Source organism: Pseudomonas sp. WS 5059 (assembly GCF_012985525.1).
Lineage (GTDB): Bacteria > Pseudomonadota > Gammaproteobacteria > Pseudomonadales > Pseudomonadaceae > Aquipseudomonas.
In genome coordinates this window covers 930,484-947,631 of the sequence record NZ_JAAQWO010000001.1, presented here as the reverse complement: position 1 = coordinate 947,631, position 17,148 = coordinate 930,484, and the positions used below count along the sequence as shown (strand labels likewise).

The following is a 17,148-nucleotide window of genomic DNA, read 5'->3' as shown; positions in this document are numbered from 1 at the left end:
ACTGCTGCGACCAACGTTTACTACAGTCCATCGCGACGTCTTTGCTTATTGCACCTGCTTTTGCACAACCGGTTCGAACGGGTAGATACGCCGCCAGTCGGCGGCCATATCGACCACGGTCCAACCCTTTGTATTGGCCTCGTCCAGGGCCTTGTCCAGGCGCCCCACCGAAGAGTTGCGGTCATACGCCCACTCCCGCGCAGCGTCGGTGTGGTGCACCAGCCCCATGAAACGTTTCCCCGCGCCTGCCGCCGTCCATTGCAGCATCTGCAAGTCGCCGTCGGAGTTGCCGAAGGCGAGGATCGGTCGCCGGCCAATCACCGCATCGATGCTTTCCGGCTTACCCGGGCCATCGTCGTTATGGGCCAGCTTGGCGGTACGCAGGATCTGCGGCTTGCCGTCGTTGATCTGGAACTGCGTGACGAAGCTGCTGCCGATCACCTGTTCCGGCGGTACGCCATAGACCACGTCGGCAAAGGCGCGCATGAAGGCGGTGTCGCCGCCGGACACGATGTATGTCTTAAATTGCTGGCTGCGCAGGTAGTCGAGCATTTCCAGCATCGGCTGGTAGATCATCTCGGTGTAGGGCTTGCCGGTTTTCGGATGGCGGGCCTGGGTCAGCCAGGCCTTGGCATTGGCGATAAAGGTCTCGGTGCTGATCCCGGTATGGGTCGCACCGATGATTTTCAGCAGGCCGTCCATGCCGCTCTGGGCCAGGGCCTGGTGGTCGTTTTCCAGCACGGCCTTGAACGGTTGGGTGGTTTTCCAGTCCGGGTGCTGGGGCGCCAGGCGCTTGATTTCATCGAACGCGAACAGCACCTGGAAGTACGCCGGCTGCTCGGTCCACAGGGTACCGTCGTTGTCGAACACGGCGATGCGCTCGGCGGGCTTGACGTAGTCCGTCGAACCTTCGGCGGTCACGGCCTGGACGAATTCGATGATGTGCTGTTTGCTCGGTCCTTCATTCCATGATGGCAGCGGGTCGCTGGCCCATGCGGGAAAGCTCAGGCACAGCAGCAGGGGCAGGGAGCGGCGCAGAGACGTCATGGGAAATCCTTTTCGCGACGGGGGTTCAGTGGTAGCAAGCGTAGTCGACGGCAGACCCGGCGCAATGTCGCCCAGGCGCGGCGCCACAGTGCTGGCAGCCGTGGCCAGAGCGAGTGGCCGAGGTAGCCGGCCAATAGCAGCAGCACCAGCGCCGCGCTCCAGGCCAGGCCGTGGCGCGACAGTTGCCAGCGCGTGTGTTGGCCCAAGTCCTTGAGGTCCTGGGCGATCGAAAAGGTCGGGCGGTAGTCGCTGCCAGCCAGGGCTTCGACGCTGATGGCGGGCAACTGCGCCACTTGCAGGCGATGGTTGCGGCTGTCCCACCATTTCACGCTGATGGCCGGTAACTGGTAATGGCCGCCCTGTTCGACCCGGTATACCCAACGGTCCACGCGTTGGCCGCCGCTGACAGTACCGCGCCCGTCGTCCAGGTTGCTGATCAACGGCGCCTGCGGGTAAGCGCGCAGGCCTTCGATCGAGGCTTGAGGCGGCGCCGGCAAGGACAGCGCCGGGGTGTTGTCGGCTTGCAGGGTGAGGGTGCGGGTCAGGCTGTCGCCCACCTTCAGCGGTGTGGCCGAGGTGCTGAGGTGTTGGCTCAGGCGCACCCCTTCGGCCACCAGCAGGTTCTCGCCGGGGTTGAATCCGGGTGGCAGCGTGGCCTTGAACGCCAGTGGCGCGCTGTGCGCAGTCAGAGGGGCGCTGGCCTGACCGGGTTGGGCGCTGACGGCCAGGGACGGCACGTTGAACTGCTGTGCCACGTTGGGAGTGATGCGGTAGCGATAGCGCATGCCATAGAAGTTCTGGCCGTCGATCACCTGGGTCAGGTGCTCGGCCTCGCCCCCCGGTGCCTCGACCCGGGCGCCCGGCAATTGCAGGGCGGGCAGGCTGGCGGCAGTGGTGAACCAGGTGTCGGTCAGCACGTCCACCTGCAACTGCGCTTGCTCGCCCACCATCACTGCCGGGCCGGGCAGCAGTTGCACGTGCACCTTGAGTTGCGGCTCGCCGGCCATGAGCTGTGTGCAGAACAGCAGGCCGAGCAGGGCAGGCTTATTCATGGGCGCCGCCCTGGTCTTGCAGGCTGAATTTGCGCCGCAGGAAGTTGGCCGGCGAGGTGGTCAGGTTCTGCAACCACAGGGCGTCACTGCTGGCTTGTTCGGTCTGCACCGCCTTGGTTTGGCCCTTGCCGGGCGTCTTGTCGAACTTGATCGCGTCGGGCTTGACCTCGGGGGCGTTGTCGGCGGCGCTTTCGGTGTCTTTTTTCAGGGCCATGGCCAATGCCAGGTTGGCACTGGCCTCGGGGAACTGTGGCTGGCGCTGCAAGGCTTGCTGGTAGGCGCTGATGGCCTGGTCGAACTTGAAGCGGCGCACATGGATATTGCCCAGGTAGAACGCCGCCTGCGCGCTGTCGAGTTGGGCGAAGGTGGCCTGGGCCAGATCGTAGTCGGCGGCGTTATAGGCCGCGATGCCTTTCCAGTAGGGGTCGACAAACAGGCGGGCGGCGGCGGGGTAGTGGTGGTGCTCGAAGGCCCAGCGCCCTTGTTGATCGGCTGTCAGAAAAGCATCGGCCAGCCCGTTGGCCTGGGCCGGCGCGGGTTGCAGGAACAGGCCCAGCATCACCACGGCGGCCCAATTCAGGCTCCAGCCCCGGCGCACGCCGAACAGTGCCACCAGCAACAGCGGCCAACACAGCCAGTAGCCTTCGTCTTTCCATTGCAGGGCGCGCTGTTGTTCATCGGCCGCCTGGAAGTGCTGCTGCGCGTGCAGCTCCACCCAGTCCAGGTCGTCGTCATTGAGGGTCAAGCTGCCCAGCGGCGCATCGGTGGCGGCGGCCAGTTGCTTCAAGGCCGGGGCGTCGAAACTGCCGGGGTTGCTGCCCACCGCCAGGACCAACACTTGCAGCGGGCTGTCGGCCAACAGGGGCTTGAGCCGCGGCAGTTGGGCGACGTCGGCCCCGTCGCTGAGCAGCAGCAGGGTGCCGGGGGATTTTTCTGCGTCGAGCAGGCGCCTGGCTTGCTCGATGACCGCAGCCACGTCCTTGCCCGGCCGTGTGATCAGTTCGCTGGCGAGGGCCTGGATAAAGCTGTCCAGCAGCGCCGGGTCATCGGTGGGCGGCAACACCAGGTGCGCGCTGCCGGCGTAGACGATCAGTGCGGTTCTTGCGCCTTTGCGCCGCGCAACCAGGTCATGCACCTTGTGTTTGGCCGCTTCCAGGCGGGTGGGCGGCACGTCGATGTTGTCCATGGACGGGGACAGGTCGAGGGCAATGATCAACGGTGCGCGATTCTCCAGGAAAGCCGGTCGGTCCTGCTCCCAGGTCGGCCCGGCAGCGGCGAGGGCGCCGAGCACCAGCAACGCACTGGCCAGGTGCACCGGGCGCAGGCGATGGGTATCGCTGGGCGTGAGCAACAGATGCGGCAACAGGTGCGGGGCGATATTGCCGCGCAGGCGGCGTTGCAGGTCGCGGTTACGCCGCCAGAGCAGGGGCAGCAGCACGCCGATCAAGGCCAGTAGCAGCCAGGCGGGGCGCAGGAAGTGCAAGTCACTGAGGTTGAACGCCATCCGGCACCTCCCGTCTGGTGCGGTACGGCCATGCTGCAGCGATCAGGTGGTATACGGCGAACACACTCAAGGCTGCGCCCAGGGGCAGCCAGAACAGATCGCGCTTGGGTTGGTGGCTGAGGGTCTGGACCTGATGGGGGGTGAGCTGGTCGAGGGTGCTGTAGATCTGGTCCAGGGTGTCGCGGTTTTCTGCACGGAAATAGCGCCCGCCGGTGGCGTCGGCAATCTGTTGCAAGGCGCCCAGGTTGACCTTGGCCTCGCCCGACGCGCCGGGGTCGCCAATGCCGATGGTATGGATTACCACGCCTTTGGCCGCAGCCATGCTGGCGGCGTGGTCCGGGGTGATTGCGCTGCTGGTGTCGTTGCCGTCGGTGAGCAGGATCAGCACTTTCTCCTGCTCGTGGGCCGCGTCCAGCAGCTTCAGGCTCAGGCCGATGGCATCGCCAATGGCCGTGTTGGGCCCGGCCATGCCGATGCCGCTGTCATCGAGCAGCAGCGCCAGGCTGGCATGGTCCAGGGTCAGCGGTGCCTGGGGGTAGGCGCCGCTGCCAAACAGGATCAGGCCCAGGCGGTCATCCTTGCGCCGCTGGATAAACCCCTGCACCACCTGTTTGACTGCGGCCAGGCGGTCAATCTTCTGGCCGCTGGCGTCGGTGAAGTCCTGGGTCTGCATGGACTGGGAAATATCGATGGCCAGCATCAGGTCGCGCACCGGCTGTTGGCGTTCGATAGGTTTTTCTACCCAGACCGGGCGCGCCACGGCCAGCACCAGAAGGGCCCAGACCAGCAGGTTGAGCAGCAGTTGCCCGCGATTGCTGCGGCTGCCGCTGGCTGCCGGGGCTTGCCCCACCGCGCGGCTCATCCCGGCGAAAAACGGCACCCGCACCGCGCTGCGCGCCTCGTGGTAGGCGGGCAGGTAACGCCAGGCCAGCCAGGGCGCTGGCAGCAGGAGCAACAACCAGGGGTAATCAAGCTGCCACATGATGCCCCTCCACCCAGGTTCGGCACTGGGCCAGCAGGCGTGCACGCTGTTCGGCGCCCAGCGCCTCGGGCGGCGCGTAAGCCAGTTCGGCCAGTTGCCGGCTGAGGTCTGCCGGCACCTGCCCAGCGCCATGGCGTTGCAGGAAGGCTTGCCAGTCGGCGCCACTCAAGGTCGGCACGCGTTGCAGCTCTTCGGGGGCCAGGGGCATCGACAGCGCCACGCGCTTGAGTAACACCGGCAGTTCCCGTAGATCCTCCAGCGCATCCAGGCGGGCCAGGGCCTCACGGCGATAGGCATTGCGGCGCCACGCAAGCCAGGCCCTGGCCGCCCACACCAGCAGGCCGAGGATCAGCAGGCCGAGCAGCAGCCACCAACCCCAGGTCTGCGGCCAGTAGCTGACGGGCGCGGGTAAGCCCAGCTCTTGCAGCTGTTCGATGCTCGGCACCTGGGCGTTCAACGGCGCCTGCCCAGTTCGTCTCGCAATTGCTCGGCGGCGGGCAGGGCGCTGCTGAACATCAGCACGGGCACCTGGCTGCGCCGCAACAGGTTGGCGACATCCTTGAGGCGGCCGCCGAGAAAATCCCCCAGGGGTTGGCGCACCTGCTGTTTTTGCACGGCCAACTCCACCTGCAACTGGCCCTGGGTCACGCGCAGTTGGCCACTTTTGGGCACGTTGAGGGCCAGGGGATCGTAGACCTGCAAGGCGAGCACATCGTTATGGGCCGACAGCTGGCGCAGCAGTTGCAGGGTGCGCGGCCCGGCGCCGGCAAAGTCGCTGACGATGCAGATCAAATGGTCATGCCCGGCCAACGCCAGGCAATGCTGCAAGACCTTGTCCAGTTGCCCGTCGCCCTCATGGTCCGGATTGCGCGCATTGAGCGCCTGGTTGTGCTGCACGATACGGCTGCACAGGGCCTCGACCCGCTTGCGGCTGCGCAACGGGGCCACGGCGTCGATGCGCTCATCGTTGAACACCACGCCGCCGACCCGGTCGCCTGCGTTGAATACCATCCACGCGGCGAGGGCCGCCAGTTCGGCGGCGACGGCTGATTTGAAGCTGCGCACCGAGCCAAAGAACATCGACATGCGCTGGTCGACCACGATCAAGGCCGGGCGGTCGCGCTCTTCGGTAAAGGCGCGCACCACCGGCTTGCCGGTGCGCAGCGAGGCGCGCCAGTCGAGGTGGCGCAGGTCGTCACCGGGCTGGTAGCGCCGCAGTTCATCGAAGTTCAGGCCGCGCCCGCGCAGGCGTGACGCATGGTTGCCCGCCAGGATGCTGCCCTGGGGCTGGCGTGCCACAAAACTCAAGCCTCGTGCCTGGAACTGCAGGGCCATCAACTGCCCGAGGGACACGTAGACCTGACCGTCGGCGTTCATGCCGGGATCGCCACTTTGGCCAGCAGGCGGTCGAGCACCTGATCGGCACTGACCCCATCGGCCACCGCGTCGTAGCTCAGTTGCAGGCGATGGCGCAGTACTGGATGCACCACCGCTTGCACGTTGGCCGGGGTGACGAATGCCTGGCCCTGCAACCAGGCATCGGCGCGTGCGCAGCGGTCCAGGCCGATGCCGCCACGGGGGCTGGCGCCGAGGCTGATCCAGCGTGCCAGGTCCGGGTCGTAGTCGCCGGGATGGCGGGTGGCGTTGATCAGGTCGATCAGGTAGCGGTCGATGGCCGGCGCGACCTGCACGGCGCTGACTTCCCGGCGGGCGGCGAAGATCACCTCTTGTGCCAGGTTGAAGCCCTGAGTGACAGGGGCGTCGCCTGCCTGTTCTTCGGCCCGCAGCAAGCGCAGCACCTGGCTCTCATCGTCGGCGCTGGGGTAGTCGAGGAGGATTTTCAGCAAGAAGCGGTCCATCTGCGCTTCCGGCAGTGGGTAGGTGCCTTCCTGTTCGATGGGGTTCTGGGTGGCGACCACGATAAACAGTTCGGGCAGCGCGTGGCTGGCGCCGGCCACGGTGATTTGCCGCTCTTCCATGGCTTCGAGCAGGGCGGCCTGGACCTTGGCCGGGGCGCGGTTGATTTCATCAGCCAGGATCAGGTTGCCGAACAAGGGGCCGGGCTGGAAACGGATCTGGTTCTGCCCGTCCACCTGGTGCAGCACCTCGGCGCCGGTGATGTCCGAAGGCAGCAGGTCGGGGGTGAACTGGATCCGGCTCATCTGCGCGTCGAGGTGCCTGGCCAGGGCCTTGACCGTGCGGGTCTTGGCCAGCCCCGGCAGGCTTTCCAGCAGCAGGTGACCGTTGGCCAGCAGGCCCAGGAGGATCTGCCGGATAACCTGGTCCTGGCCCAGCACGCTTTCGGCGATGCTGGCTTGCAGGGCGTTAAGATCGTTGAGCGCTGTCATCACAATCATCCTTGAAGCATTGGATCACCAGGGTGCGGCGACCACGATGTACTGCACGGAACTGCCGACGTACTGCGGTTGGTACCAGGTCGGCCCGCAATGCTGGTAGGCCACGCCATTGGCGATGACCGACATGCAATCGACCGGCACCGTGTTGACCCGCGTGCCGATGGCCAGGATCGTCGCGGTGGTGGCGCCGATCACGGCGGCCGTGGCCCAGGGGTGATACCAATCATCCGGCGGCGGTGGTGGCGGTGGTGGCGGCATCGGGTAAGGATGCGGCCCAGGCCCTGGTCCCGGCCCTGGATACGGCGGCGGATGCGGGCCGGGCGGCGGCCCTGGATACGGATGCGGCCCCGGCTGCGGGTGTGGCTCGGGATGAGGCGGCATGGGCCGGGGCGCCGGCATCGGGTGCGGCGGCGGTGGATGGAAACCGCCACCGCCATGGGGCACGACGAAGGTCCGTGCGCCACCGCCGCCGCGCATCTGCCAGGCGTGGGCGGTCAGCGGGTCGAACAGGGTCAGCAGCAAACTGGCAGTGAGCACCCCCGCCACGGGCTTCATGGTTGTGCTCCTGCGGGGGCCAGGGGGATTGCCCGGGCACCGGCTGGCGGGGTGAATTCAAAGTCGCGGTCGTTGCTCGGGGCGTCCAGCTGCCAGCGATAATCGACGCTGTGGCGCGGCTGCCCGGCGCTGTCGCGGCGGCTGATCACCAGGCGGCACGGCAGCGGCTGCGGGCCCTGGCGCACCCACAGTTGCCAGTCGATGTCCGGTTGGCGGTAGGCGTAGTGATCGCATACCTGGCCATTGAGGGGCTGGCTGTCGATCCATAGTGCGTCGCTCAGCCCGGCGGCCTTGGCGGTAGTGGCGTCCCAACGGAACAGGTCGGCCAGGGGCAGTTCGATGCCGTACCGTTCACTCAATTGGGCGAGCAGGCTGGCGATATCCGTGGGAGCGGCCTGCTCGGTGAAGTAGCCGCTGCGGCTGTCGTAGAGGGTGAAGCGCTGGCCGTTATAGAACAGGCTGCGGCGCTCGCCATTGCGTTCCACCTGCACCCGCAGCTTGTCGGGCTGCCTGGCCTGCAGGTGAGTCTGGTGATTGAACTCGATGACCTGGCCGTCCTCCAGGACCTGGTCGGTGCGGCTGTCGGTATCGAGCCGTAGCTGCTGCACGCTGCGCAGATAGCTGCCCATCTGCTCCAGGGCGGCCAGGGCCTTGGGCTCCAGTTCGCCGGCCACCGCACCGCCGCTGACGAGCAGCAGGCCCAGCAACATACGATGAAAGCGCGACATGGCGTACCTCACGAATGCGATTACCAGACGTACTGCATGCGCAAGGTCCAGGTGTTCACGTCGGGCGAGCCGCGTCGCTCGGCAATGGTGTCGGAATAGGCCAGCAACCCGCCGAATTGCGGCGTGAGCATAAAGCCCAGGCTTGCCCCCAACAGGCCGTTTTCCTGCTTGTTGTCCTGCCAGATGCCGTCGATCTTGCTTTCACCACCCCGGCTGTAGGTGGCATCCAGCGAGGCCCAGAGCGCGCGATTGATGGTGTAGCTGTAGTGACCCTCGATGGCGTACAGCGGCTTTTGCTCCAGCTTGCTGTCGCCGTGGTACTCGTCGTTGTCGCCAAACAGCGAGACCCAGGTATTGATCTCAAGCCAAGTGGGGCCCAACGGCGTGCCGAAGCCCAGTTCTGGCTTGACCACCCAGCGGTTGGCGCCGATGTTGATCACGCGGTCCTTGTCATAGTCACCGGTGGGCACGGTGACCCACAGGGCACCGGTCAGGAAGGTCTCGGGTTTCCAGCTGGCGAACTCCGCCGCCGTGAGGGCCGGGCCGCCGAAGATGTTATGGGCGAACACCACCTGGGCATCGCCCATGCCGCCGTTGTGCTTGGTGCCATCGAAGAAGCGCGCGTTATCGAAGGACGCCGAAACATCGGCATAGGGCTGGATAAACTGGATGGCACTGTTACGCCCGTCGATGCCAAACGAGCGCGCGTAGCGCAACAGATACACATCGGCGTTGAGCGACAGGCCATCGATGGGCAGCGTGGTGTCGATGGGGGTGTTGGTGTCCACCCGGTTGTAGTAGCCGAACAGCATATTCAGGTCGGTAGGGGTGTTCTGCCAATCCCTGGCGTTGTCCGCAACACTTATCCCTGGCACCAGCGCCAGCGTGGCGGCGGCGAATGCACTCAGTCGACTGTGTGAAACCATGGCGCTACTCCTTGTCTGGGCCTGATGTCAGGGGTGTCGGGGCGGTTATTTCACCGGGGTCAGCGCCGGTAGTTTCCACTGGCCGTTACCCACCTCAGGCTTGGGCAGGTAAATGCGCAGTACGGCGTAGAACGGACCGGGTGGTGCTGGCAGCCAGTTGCTTTGTTCGGCTTTGGGCGGTTCGTGATGCTGGACCTTGAGCGTCAGGCCGCCATCGGCATCGAGCTTGAGCTGGGGCAACATCCGCGAGTTGATCAGGTAGCGTTTCTTGTGGTTTGCCACCAACAGCTTGTTTTTGCCGTTGTACATGGTCAGTGACCAGAACGCGTCGGCGGGCGGCAGTTGACCCTTGGCAAAGTGCAGGGTGTAGCTGTGCTTGGCGCCGTTGGCCGGCTTGCCCTCGCTGTCGACGAAGTAGCCCATGTAGGCGGCCTCATCGGTGGAGTTGCCGAAAATCCCCATGTCGGCACCGGCGTAGCGGTACAGGTAATTGTTTTGCAGGTGGTCGCGGCTGCCGAACAGGTCACCGCTGGCCACTTGATGGGTGTCGACCTTGTCTTTCTTGAAGGTGGCGAACTCGGCCTTGCCATCGGCGATCCCGTCTTCCAGGGCCTTGCGTTGTTCGGCGCTCAACTGGGCAACCTTGAACGGCGCGCCAGGGGCGATCCCGATCTTGGCAAAACGCGCCAGCAGCTCTTTTTCACTGTCCTGGGGCGCGGCGAAGGCCAGCATGAAGTTCAGGTAGCGGAACAATTGCGGGCTGTCGCTCATCTCGGCGACCGGCTTGGGCCACTCGATCTTCGCCACCTTGGCCGGCGCTGCCTGTTTGACGTAGCCGCTCAGGGGCTGGACCTTGTAGCCGGCCTGGATCTGCTTGACCTTGGCCAGGTCCTTGTCATCGAACAACTGGGTGCGATACAGGGCGTAGGCGATATTGCTTTCGCTGTAGACCACACGGTCCACATCCACCGGTTGCTGGCCCTTCCAGTCGGGCCCGGCGACCATGTAGTGCCCGCCATTGTTGCCGGTGCTGCGGGTGCCCAGGTAGGCGAAGTTCTGCGTATAGAGGTCGATCAACTGCACGGAGTAATAGCGGTTGTCCTCGATTTTCGGCAGGGTCAGCACCATCGGCTCGCGGCGCAGGTCCAGCCAGACAAAGGAGTAGGGGGTGTCCGAATTGGGGGTGACGAAGGCCGTGTCCTTGGGGGTGAAAACCTTGGCGGTGTTGCCGATGTGGTTGAACGGCGCCTTGAAGTTGGCGCCGCCCTTGTCCACCGCCTGGGTGTAGAGGGTCTTGTACATTTCCACTACCGGGAAGCCATACAGGTACGCTTCCTTGGCAATGGCCCGGGCTTCGCCGGGGGAGGCGGTAAAGTCCGCCCAGGCGCCGGTACTCAGCAGTATCGAGAGGCTCGCCAGCAGCAGGCGCGTCGGTTTTCCAATCATGTTGGTGCGTCCTTCCTTCAAACCGTCAGGGAACAGGGGTGATGTCGTCGAGCTTCCAGCGCTTGTCGAAGTAGGCCTCGGTAGGGGCATACAAGCGGAAGTAGCTGAACCAGTGTTTGCCCGGCAGAGTTTGCACCCAGTTGTTCTCGAAGTCTTTTGGCGCGGTGGGGCCAAAGTACAAATCCACCGAACCGTCGGGATTTTTCTTCAGGTCCTGGCGAGAAGACAGGTCGGCCTTGCGTTGCGGGTTGTCGATCAGGCAGCGGCTGTCGATGTCGTACACCGTCATCGACCAGAACTGCTTGGCCGGTGGGTTGGCGCCCACGTGCAGTTTGTAGTGCTTGGCGCCATCGAGCCATTGGCCCTTCTGGTCGGTGTAGGCGCCGAGATAGGTCTGGCCCAGGCCCGGAGTCTTGGAGACCATGCCCTTGGTGTTGGTCACCGCTTCATAGAACCAGGCGCTGCGCTCCCATAATTGGTCGTAGAAGGTCACGCGCTGGGAGGGGTCGGCGATGTTCAGCACCGTATCCCACTGGCGGTCCGGCCAGTACTGGGCCTGGGGGAAGCGCTTGGCGAAGGCGTTGGCCTTGGCGATCAACTCGCCCATCTGCGCACCTTGCTCCAGGGCCTGGCGCTGGTGCTCGTTGGGGTTGAACGGCCGGTCTTTCTCAATGCCCAGGCTGGCGAGCATGGCCATGTAGAAACGGTCGCGCTCGTTGACTGGCTCCTTCTGGATGATCCCGTGCAGGCGCTCCCAGTACGCCATGCCGCGCGGCTGGGTGCCGGACCACGGCTTGCCAGCGGGTGACAGCAAGCGCGTTTTGCCAGGGTTGGCGCGCTGGGCGTAGGGGTACATGCGAAATTGCTCGACCAGGGCCTTGCCCTTGGCCGGGTCGGGGTCGAGCACGCGAAAGCCCACCAGCACGTTCATCGTTTGCGACTTGGCCAGGTAATACTTGCCCGCATCGGCGGGCGGTTCGTGGCCCGGTGGCAGCACCAGGTACTTGCCGCCCTTGCCTTGGTCCGGGCCGGTCTGGCCCATATCGATGATTGCGCGCTGCCAGAAGTCGCCAATGCCGCCGGCGGTAGGCCCCGGTGGCAACTCGATCACCAGCGGGCCGGTCTCGTTGAGGTCGACAAACCCCAGGATATACGGGGTGGTGGCATTGGCCGTGATCACCCCGAGCTTGTCTTCGTAGGTGGTGAGCACCATCAGGTCGCCACTGCGCGCGCCGAGCTTGGTACTGAATTCGTCCTGCCATTGGGCGTAGGACACCAGCGGCAGAGCCCAGAGAAAACTCTGGGTGGCCTGTTGGAAATCCAGCTCGCCGTACAGCTTGGCGATTTCACTGTGGGCGGGCAATTCGCCCTCCATGGTGATCGGGCCGATGCGGGTGTCGAGGGTCTGGGCATGCACGCCCACGCCACAACTGGCGGACAGAGCCAGGAGGGTGAAGCCGGCATTGCGCATCAGGGCCTGCATAAATCGTCCTTATTTCCCGAAAGTCACGTTGATCCCGGCGAACAGGGTGAACTGCGGCAGGCCATCGCCCTTGCGCGCCACCGTCCACTGCGGCTCGACGTAGGCGTTGAGAATATTGCCGCCGGCTTTCCAGGCCTTGCCCGCACCAAAGCCGATGGGGATGTAGTGGGTGTCGTTCTTCAGGTCGAAGGTCCAGGTGCCCGTGGAGCGCAGGTACCAGCCCTTGGGCAGGTTATGGATGATGAAGGGCTGGAAGGTCGCGCTTTCCACGTGGGCCCGGTCGCGGTCGCCGGCGAACGAGCTCTGGTACTGCACCAGCGCGCCCAGCAGGCCACGGGGCGAGGCGTCGATGGCCACGGCTGCCAGGCCGGCCTGCCATTTGCCGGTGCCCAGTTCATCGTGCTCGGCAGTCGGCGCGGTGAGCTGCGGGCCGATGCCCAACTGCACACCTTCGGTCTTGAGCAGGAAGATATCGAACAGGTTCAGGTCACCGATGCCGGTGCTGTAGCCGCTATGGGGATCGGGGCGAGTGCTCAGGGGCAGGGTGGCGCGCAGCAGTTGGGGCACGCCGATAAAGTCCGAGGGGGCAATGGGCAGGGTGCCGCGCAGCAACACGTCATTGGTATGGGCATTGGTGTCGTACAGCCTGGGGGTGTAGTAGTCCTGCAAGTTGGCGCCGGGTGCCATGTTGAGCGGGTTGTTGCTCTTGTTGGCGGTTTCGGCGTTATCGGCCTGGGCAGAACACGCGGGCAACAGTAAAGCGGCCAACATACATGCTGGAAGTCGCGGTGCTGTGAACATGATGATTCCCCAGTTCCTTGGTCACTGACCCGATAGCGCTTTCGTAGGGCTGCCGGTAGTCCTTATTCGAAAACCTGGTAGGACATGTCGTTTGAAGCTAGCAGTTAAATTCAGACTCGCTAGTCACTCGAACGAATTAATGACTTTGTGTGGGGGCAATCACGGTTTGTTTGCGGGGATACAGGGGGGGGTGAGTCAACCCAGCATGCTTTTGACTTTATCGCGCAGTTGATCGATGGAGAATGGCTTGGCAATCATCTGCACACCTGCGGGCAGCTCAATGTTTTCGGCATAGCCACTGGCAAGCAGGATGGGCAGGCTTGGGCGCAATGTGCGTGTTCGCTGCGCCAGCTCCTTGCCATTCATGCCCGGCAGGCCCCAGTCGGTCATCATCAGGTCGATCACACGGGTGTTGTCTTCTATGAATACCAGGGCGGCTTCGGCGTGTTCAGCCTCGAGCACCTTGAACTCCAGTTCTTCGAGCACATCGACGATCAACATGCGCACGATGGCATCGTCTTCGACGACAAGGATGGTGGAGGCAGCGTACATAATGAGGGTTCCCAGATGATGGTGTTAACGAGACCATCCTCTAGTGAGTTGCGTCGATCCCGGCAAGTTCCCCAAGCGGGGTGGGTATTGTGCCGATAATCCGGCGCAATGTCCTGAGTGTGTCGTTGAAATACGTCATAAACGTAGCCCTTACCGACGATTTTGGGGCAAACTCCCGGTTTTTCCGCTCTTGGCCAAGGCACGCCCATGACTCCCGCATCGTCCGTCGATGAAAACAGTTTCCGCAAACTCCTGAGCCGTAACGTGGCCTTGCCATTGGGCGTGGGTGTGCTCAGCGCGGTGTTTTTCGTGTGCCTGATCACCTACCTGCTATCGGTGATCCAGTGGGTGGAGCACACCGATCGGGTGATCAATAACCTCAATGAAACCGCGAAACTGACCGTCGACCAGGAAACCGGCATGCGCGGTTTCCTGATTACCGGGGATGAGCATTTTCTCGACCCCTACGAAGTGGCCAAGCCACGGATCATTTCCGACCTGCGCAATTTGCAGGCGCTGGTGGCGGATAACCCCCAGCAAGTGGACCGACTCAAGCGCCTGGAATCGCTGCAACTGGAGTGGAACAACTACGCCCAGACGATGATTGACCTGCAACGGCAGAACGGTGATTACCGTGGCGCGGTGAAAGCCGGGAGGGGTAAGCGCCTGACCGACGAAATTCGCAAGGAATACGACGCCGCGGTTGCCATGGAGCAGCAGTTTCGCATCGACCGCAATGAGGACGTGACTCGCACCACAGTCCTGAGCGTGACCTTCTACCTGCTGTTTGTGCTGGGCCTGAGTGGTTTCCTGGCCTACGTCGGCAGAAAGAATCTGCTGGTGCTTTCCGACAGTTACAGCGCCAACTTGGCCTCGCAGATGAAGATCGCCAAGCGCCTGGAACAGCAGGCCTGGCTGCGCAACGGGCAGACCGAGCTGGCCGAACAGGTGCTTGGCCAACTGACCCTGAACCTGCTGGGGCGCAATATTTTGCAATTCTGTGCCCAGTACATGGGCTCGGTGGTGGCTGCGCTGTATGTGCGCGAAGAACACGGCGGCCTCAAGCGCGTGGCCGCGTATGGCTTTTCCCGGGAGCAGGAGCAGCAGGAGCAGGCGATCCACCGCGATGAGGGGATCGTCGGCCAGGCGGCACAGCAGCACCGTTTGATTCGCCTGGACGATGTGCCGGTGGATTACTTCAAGGTCAGCTCGGGCCTGGGTGATGGCGCGCCGCGTAGCGTGCTGGTGGTGCCGACCAGCGATGATGACCGGGTCAATGGGGTGATCGAACTGGGCTTCTTGCGCCCCCTGGACGACCGCGATGTGGAGCTGCTGGAGCTGATCGCGGGCAATATCGGCACCTCCATCGAGGCGGCGCGCTATCGCCAGCGCTTGCAGGAAGTGCTGGCCGAGACCCAGCAGCTCAACGAAGAGTTGCAAGTGCAGCAAGAAGAGCTCAAGACCGCCAACGAGGAACTCGAAGAGCAGTCGCGCATTCTCAAGGAATCCCAGGCGCACCTGGAAACCCAGCAGGCGGAGCTGGAGCAGACCAACGAGCAATTGGCCGAGCAGACCCAGATCCTTGCCGACCAGCGCGACGCCATGGACCGCAAGAACGTCGAGCTCAATCGCGTGCAGGTCGAGCTGGAGGACCGCGCCGACGAGTTGCAGCGCTCCAGCAAGTACAAGTCCGAGTTCCTCGCCAACATGTCCCATGAGCTGCGCACGCCGCTCAACAGTTCGCTGATCCTGGCCAAGCTGCTGGCGGAAAACTCCGAGGAAAACCTCAGTGCCGAACAGGTCAAGTTTGCCGAGTCGATTTACTCGGCGGGCAACGACCTGCTTAACCTGATCAATGACATCCTGGACATTGCCAAGGTCGAGGCCGGCAAGCTCGATATGCGTCCCGAGAACACCAGCGTGGCACGCCTGGTCGAGGGCCTGCGCGGGATGTTCGAGCCTTTGGCCCGCGACCGCAAGCTGGGTTTCCAGGTGGAAGTGCAGGCCGGCGCGCCGCTGATGCTGTTCACCGACCGCCAGCGCCTGGAACAGATCCTCAAGAACCTGCTGTCCAACGCGGTCAAGTTCACCGAGAAGGGCCAGGTCAGCCTGACCATTTCCCGCCAGCCGGGGGAGGGCATTGCCTTTACCGTGCGCGATTCCGGCATTGGCATCGCGCCCGACCAGCAGCAAAGCATCTTCGAAGCCTTCCGCCAGGCCGACGGCACCACCAACCGCCGCTATGGCGGCACCGGCCTGGGGCTGTCGATTTCCCGCGACCTGGCGACCTTGCTCGGCGGCTACATCAACGTCACCAGCGAGCCGGGCCAGGGCAGCATTTTTACCCTGGTGCTGCCAGAGCAGTACGTGGAGCGCGACGAAGACGCGCCGCTTATCGAGCAGCCGCGGGCCATGGTGGCCGCCCCGGCCCCTGTGGCGCCGGTACGGGTTTCACCGTTGCCGGTGGCGGATGAAGCGTTGATCCCGCGCTTTGCCGACGACCGCGAGCAGGCACCGTTCGTTACCCGTTGCATCCTGGTGGTGGAAGATGAGCCGAACTTTGCGCGCATCCTCTTCGACCTGGCCCATGAGCTGGGTTACCACTGCCTGGTGGCCCATGGTGCGGACGAGGGCTATAGCCTCGCCGAACAGTACCTGCCCGACGCGATCCTCTTGGACATGCGCCTGCCCGACCACTCCGGGCTTACCGTGCTGCAACGCCTCAAGGAACACGCCGAGACCCGGCATATCCCGGTGCATGTGATTTCCGTGGAGGATCGCGTGGAAGCCGCCATGCACATGGGCGCCATCGGCTATGCGGTCAAGCCCACCACCCGCGAAGAGCTCAAGGACGTATTTGCGCGCCTGGAGGCCAAGCTGACGCAGAAGGTCAAGCGCATCCTGCTGGTGGAAGACGATGATTTGCAGCGCGACAGCATCGCGCGCCTGATCGGTGATGACGACATCGAAATCACCGCCGTTGGCTTCGCCCAGGAGGCCTTGGACCTGCTGCGCAGCACGGTGTACGACTGCATGATCATCGACCTCAAGCTGCCGGACATGCTCGGCAACGAGTTGCTCAAGCGCATGGCCACCGAGGATATCTGCTCGTTCCCGCCGGTGATTGTCTACACCGGGCGCAACCTGACCCGCGACGAAGAGGCAGAACTGCGCAAGTATTCACGCTCGATCATCATCAAGGGCGCCCGTTCGCCGGAACGGTTGCTGGATGAAGTGACACTCTTTCTGCACAAAGTCGAATCCCAGCTGTCCCAGGAACGACAGAAGATGCTCAAGACCGCCCGCAGCCGCGACAAGGTCTTCGAGGGGCGCAAGGTGCTGCTGGTGGACGACGATGTGCGCAATATCTTCGCCCTCACCAGCGCCCTGGAGCACAAGGGCGCGATTGTGGTCATTGGCCGCAACGGCCGTGAGGCGATCGAGAGGCTCAATGAGGTCGAGGACATCGACCTGGTATTGATGGACGTGATGATGCCGGAGATGGATGGCTACGAGGCCACCGCCTTGATCCGCCAGGACCCGCGCTGGCGCAAGCTGCCGATCATCGCGGTGACGGCCAAGGCCATGAAGGACGATCAGGAGCGCTGCCTCGCGGCGGGCTCCAACGACTACCTGGCCAAGCCGATTGACCTGGACCGGCTGTTTTCGCTGATCCGGGTGTGGTTGCCCAAGATGGAACGCATTTAAGTGGAAA

General features: G+C 63.9%; 15 protein-coding genes. 1 reads left to right on the top strand and 14 read right to left on the bottom strand.

Going from position 1 to position 17,148, the window contains the following annotated elements:
* Positions 1 to 45 precede the first annotated feature (45 nt).
* The 14 genes from HBO12_RS03985 to HBO12_RS03920 form a co-directional block, all read right to left on the bottom strand.
* Complete coding sequence (locus tag HBO12_RS03985) at positions 46 to 1,047, bottom strand: HAD family hydrolase (protein ID WP_169952524.1); 1,002 nt, start codon at positions 1,045 to 1,047, stop codon at positions 46 to 48.
* A complete protein-coding gene (locus HBO12_RS03980; RefSeq protein ID WP_170041508.1) occupies positions 1,044 to 2,099 on the bottom strand; it encodes a BatD family protein in 1,056 nt (351 codons plus the stop codon). Before HBO12_RS03980 ends, HBO12_RS03985 begins: the two co-directional genes overlap by 4 nt.
* The gene (locus HBO12_RS03975; protein ID WP_169952522.1) at positions 2,092 to 3,603 is read right to left on the bottom strand and encodes a VWA domain-containing protein; all 1,512 of its coding nucleotides are present in this window, start codon (positions 3,601 to 3,603) and stop codon (positions 2,092 to 2,094) included. The genes HBO12_RS03980 and HBO12_RS03975 overlap by 8 nt, the downstream gene beginning before the upstream one ends.
* Positions 3,584 to 4,585 carry a vWA domain-containing protein gene (locus HBO12_RS03970; RefSeq protein WP_169952521.1) on the bottom strand — a complete coding sequence of 334 codons (1,002 nt, stop codon included), beginning with the start codon at positions 4,583 to 4,585 and terminating at the stop codon, positions 3,584 to 3,586. The genes HBO12_RS03975 and HBO12_RS03970 overlap by 20 nt, the downstream gene beginning before the upstream one ends.
* A complete protein-coding gene (locus HBO12_RS03965) occupies positions 4,572 to 5,042 on the bottom strand; it encodes a DUF4381 domain-containing protein (protein WP_169952520.1) in 471 nt (156 codons plus the stop codon). Before HBO12_RS03965 ends, HBO12_RS03970 begins: the two co-directional genes overlap by 14 nt.
* Positions 5,039 to 5,962 (bottom strand): DUF58 domain-containing protein, encoded by a 924-nt coding sequence (locus HBO12_RS03960; protein WP_170041507.1) that lies wholly within the window; start codon positions 5,960 to 5,962, stop codon positions 5,039 to 5,041. Before HBO12_RS03960 ends, HBO12_RS03965 begins: the two co-directional genes overlap by 4 nt.
* Entirely contained in the window at positions 5,959 to 6,933 is a 975-nt protein-coding gene (locus HBO12_RS03955) for an AAA family ATPase (RefSeq protein WP_169952518.1), read from the bottom strand. The genes HBO12_RS03960 and HBO12_RS03955 overlap by 4 nt, the downstream gene beginning before the upstream one ends.
* 24 nt (positions 6,934 to 6,957) lie before the next feature.
* Complete coding sequence (locus HBO12_RS28210; protein ID WP_178123670.1) at positions 6,958 to 7,497, bottom strand: hypothetical protein; 540 nt, start codon at positions 7,495 to 7,497, stop codon at positions 6,958 to 6,960.
* Entirely contained in the window at positions 7,494 to 8,225 is a 732-nt protein-coding gene (locus HBO12_RS03945) for a DUF2092 domain-containing protein (protein ID WP_170041506.1), read from the bottom strand. Before HBO12_RS03945 ends, HBO12_RS28210 begins: the two co-directional genes overlap by 4 nt.
* Positions 8,226 to 8,245: 20 nt before the next feature.
* On the bottom strand, positions 8,246 to 9,151 hold the full coding sequence (locus tag HBO12_RS03940) for a transporter (protein WP_170041505.1): 906 nt from the start codon (positions 9,149 to 9,151) through the stop codon (positions 8,246 to 8,248).
* A 45-nt stretch (positions 9,152 to 9,196) separates the two neighbouring features.
* Positions 9,197 to 10,597 (bottom strand): DUF1254 domain-containing protein, encoded by a 1,401-nt coding sequence (locus tag HBO12_RS03935; RefSeq protein ID WP_169952511.1) that lies wholly within the window; start codon positions 10,595 to 10,597, stop codon positions 9,197 to 9,199.
* A 25-nt stretch (positions 10,598 to 10,622) separates the two neighbouring features.
* Positions 10,623 to 12,080: a DUF1254 domain-containing protein gene (locus HBO12_RS03930; protein ID WP_170041504.1), complete on the bottom strand. Its 1,458-nt coding sequence runs from the start codon at positions 12,078 to 12,080 to the stop codon at positions 10,623 to 10,625.
* Positions 12,081 to 12,089: 9 nt separating this feature from the next.
* Entirely contained in the window at positions 12,090 to 12,851 is a 762-nt protein-coding gene (locus tag HBO12_RS03925) for a hypothetical protein (protein ID WP_170041503.1), read from the bottom strand.
* A gap of 225 nt (positions 12,852 to 13,076) precedes the next feature.
* Complete coding sequence (locus tag HBO12_RS03920; RefSeq protein WP_170041502.1) at positions 13,077 to 13,433, bottom strand: response regulator; 357 nt, start codon at positions 13,431 to 13,433, stop codon at positions 13,077 to 13,079.
* Positions 13,434 to 13,640: 207 nt separating this feature from the next.
* Here HBO12_RS03920 and HBO12_RS03915 point away from each other — a divergent pair, with 207 nt between their 5' ends.
* Complete coding sequence (locus tag HBO12_RS03915; protein WP_170041501.1) at positions 13,641 to 17,141, top strand: response regulator; 3,501 nt, start codon at positions 13,641 to 13,643, stop codon at positions 17,139 to 17,141.
* The last annotated feature ends 7 nt before the right edge of the window (positions 17,142 to 17,148 follow it).

Coding starts and splice junctions, on each gene's coding strand:
- HBO12_RS03985 (WP_169952524.1), bottom strand. CDS start 1,047: ATGACGTCTCTGCGCCGCTCCCTGCCCCTGCTGCTGTGCCTGAGCTTT.
- HBO12_RS03980 (WP_170041508.1), bottom strand. CDS start 2,099: ATGAATAAGCCTGCCCTGCTCGGCCTGCTGTTCTGCACACAGCTCATG.
- HBO12_RS03975 (WP_169952522.1), bottom strand. CDS start 3,603: ATGGCGTTCAACCTCAGTGACTTGCACTTCCTGCGCCCCGCCTGGCTG.
- HBO12_RS03970 (WP_169952521.1), bottom strand. CDS start 4,585: ATGTGGCAGCTTGATTACCCCTGGTTGTTGCTCCTGCTGCCAGCGCCC.
- HBO12_RS03960 (WP_170041507.1), bottom strand. CDS start 5,962: ATGAACGCCGACGGTCAGGTCTACGTGTCCCTCGGGCAGTTGATGGCC.
- HBO12_RS03955 (WP_169952518.1), bottom strand. CDS start 6,933: ATGACAGCGCTCAACGATCTTAACGCCCTGCAAGCCAGCATCGCCGAA.
- HBO12_RS28210 (WP_178123670.1), bottom strand. CDS start 7,497: ATGAAGCCCGTGGCGGGGGTGCTCACTGCCAGTTTGCTGCTGACCCTG.
- HBO12_RS03945 (WP_170041506.1), bottom strand. CDS start 8,225: ATGTCGCGCTTTCATCGTATGTTGCTGGGCCTGCTGCTCGTCAGCGGC.
- HBO12_RS03940 (WP_170041505.1), bottom strand. CDS start 9,151: ATGGTTTCACACAGTCGACTGAGTGCATTCGCCGCCGCCACGCTGGCG.
- HBO12_RS03935 (WP_169952511.1), bottom strand. CDS start 10,597: ATGATTGGAAAACCGACGCGCCTGCTGCTGGCGAGCCTCTCGATACTG.
- HBO12_RS03930 (WP_170041504.1), bottom strand. CDS start 12,080: ATGCAGGCCCTGATGCGCAATGCCGGCTTCACCCTCCTGGCTCTGTCC.
- HBO12_RS03925 (WP_170041503.1), bottom strand. CDS start 12,851: ATGTTGGCCGCTTTACTGTTGCCCGCGTGTTCTGCCCAGGCCGATAAC.
- HBO12_RS03920 (WP_170041502.1), bottom strand. CDS start 13,433: ATGTACGCTGCCTCCACCATCCTTGTCGTCGAAGACGATGCCATCGTG.
- HBO12_RS03915 (WP_170041501.1), top strand. CDS start 13,641: ATGACTCCCGCATCGTCCGTCGATGAAAACAGTTTCCGCAAACTCCTG.